Here is an 802-nt window from a genome sequence, read left to right as displayed (position 1 = left end):
GAACAGCAGCCGGTCCCAGTGGACGTCGGGGCGCTGTGCTGCCAGCCGCCGCAGGCGCTCGGCCTCGGCCGGGAGGGACACGGCGGGCAGGACCCCCTCGGGCAGCGGCCCGTGGACCTCGGCGTCGATACCGAGGGAGGCCAGGTCGGTGGCGCGGACCAGGGCGGCGGCGCAGTAGCCGTCGCAGTGGGTCATGCTGCCGGCCAGCCCGGCCGGCCAGCGCGGGGCGCCGCGTTCCCCGGGCAGGACCGGCTGCGGCGGCACGCCGAGCTTCTCCATGGCCCGGCGGGCGCAGGAGCGGACGACCGTGAACTCCCGGCGCCGCTTGGCGACCGCCCGCGTCAGGAGCGCCGCCTCCTCGGGGAACAGCGGGGTGTCCGCGCCCTCGTCGCCGTACGCCTCCACGGTGACGACGGTCTGTGGCAGCAGTTCCCCGATCACCGCTCCTCGCCCTCTCCCGGTTCCGGTTCCGGTTCCGGCAGGATGCGCCGCAGCCGCCCCGGCTCACCGGCTCGCTTGCGCCACTCCCGGGGGTAGCCCACCGACACCTCCTCGAAGCGCACGCCCTCGTGCCAGGTGGTGCGGGGGATGTGCAGATGGCCGTAGACCATCGCGCGGACGGGGAATCTGCGGTGCCAGTCCGCGGTCAGGCCGGTGCCGCACCACATGGCGAACTCGGGGTGCCACAGGACGTCCATCGGATGACGGTGCAGCGGGTAGTGGTTGACCGGGATCACGGGCAGGCCGTCGGGCAGTTCGGCGAGTCTGCGTTCGGTCTCGGCGACCCGGGCCCGGCACCAGG

General features: G+C 74.8%; 1 protein-coding gene and 1 pseudogene. Both read right to left on the bottom strand.

The genetic code is table 11. The features are described 5' to 3' along the window. Positions 1-441 (bottom strand): 4'-phosphopantetheinyl transferase family protein (locus CCL05_RS42185; RefSeq protein WP_086565811.1); only part of this gene is annotated, 441 nt, incomplete at its 3' end. After that, positions 438-802, bottom strand: a pseudogene (locus tag CCL05_RS42180) (metallophosphoesterase); the annotation flags it as partial. The gene CCL05_RS42185 and the pseudogene CCL05_RS42180, both read right to left, overlap by 4 nt.

This window comes from Streptomyces africanus (assembly GCF_002150735.1).
In the GTDB taxonomy this organism is placed as follows: Bacteria; Actinomycetota; Actinomycetes; order Streptomycetales; family Streptomycetaceae; genus Streptomyces; species Streptomyces africanus.
The sequence above is the reverse complement of the archived record's forward strand: the minus strand, read 5'-3'. Positions and strand labels throughout refer to the sequence as shown.